Source organism: Bradyrhizobium semiaridum (genome assembly GCF_020329505.1).
Lineage (GTDB): Bacteria > Pseudomonadota > Alphaproteobacteria > Rhizobiales > Xanthobacteraceae > Bradyrhizobium > Bradyrhizobium semiaridum.
The window spans coordinates 1-655 of record NZ_JAGKJJ010000086.1 but is presented as its reverse complement, the minus strand read 5'-3'; the positions used below and the strand labels follow the sequence as shown (position 1 = coordinate 655).

The 655-nt window shown below is 70.2% G+C and carries 1 protein-coding gene and 1 pseudogene; both read right to left on the bottom strand.

Annotated elements, in window-relative coordinates; genetic code table 11:
* Positions 1-287 (bottom strand): annotated as a pseudogene (locus tag J6500_RS31570) (hypothetical protein); the annotation flags it as partial.
* A gap of 21 nt (positions 288-308) precedes the next feature.
* Positions 309-518, bottom strand: coding sequence for a nitroreductase family protein (locus J6500_RS31565; protein WP_225716592.1), 210 nt, complete (start codon positions 516-518; stop codon positions 309-311).
* Positions 519-655 lie beyond the last annotated feature (137 nt).

Below are 655 nucleotides of genomic sequence, written 5' to 3'. Positions count from 1 at the left end.
TAATCGTCGCCGCGGACAAAGGACAACTCGGCCTGGTCGGCCCAGCCGGCGATCTCGGTGATCGCATCGCGATCACGGATGCAGATGACATTGTCGCAAACGGCGAGTTGCGCCAGCGCCGCCGCATCACCGGACGAGCCGGCGAATTTGCCGCGCCAGGACATCCGCCGCGCGACATGATCGGCCAGCGGATCGCGCGCGACGCCATCCCTGATCGCGAAGCTGCACAGCGCGGCAAATCGCGGCGACAGCGGCTGCTCGATCGTGGTCAAGGCGGTGATCGACAAGCCGCGCCGGTCGCCGATCCCTCAGGCCACGACGTCCTGATCTCGCATGGTGCGGCGCTGGAAGGCATGAGCCTTGCGCTGAACCGGCGCGCGCACGGCGGTGTCGTCGACCAGCGCCAGCCGGCCGTCTGCGACGAGGCGCCAGCGCGTCGGCTGGACGTTGTGGACGCTCGGCGCCAGCCGCGCTTCGGCGACCAGCTCGCGCAGCAGCTCCGGCGTCAGGCTGCTCATGCGCCGGCCAGCCGCTTGCTGAAGAGATGCAGCCGGTGCAGCGGCTTGGCGCCGACCTTCTCGGCCTGGCGCAGCGACGGGCCGTTGATGTCCGCGATCCAGGTGCCGCCGAGGGTGCGGTAGCCGGCCTCCTGCAG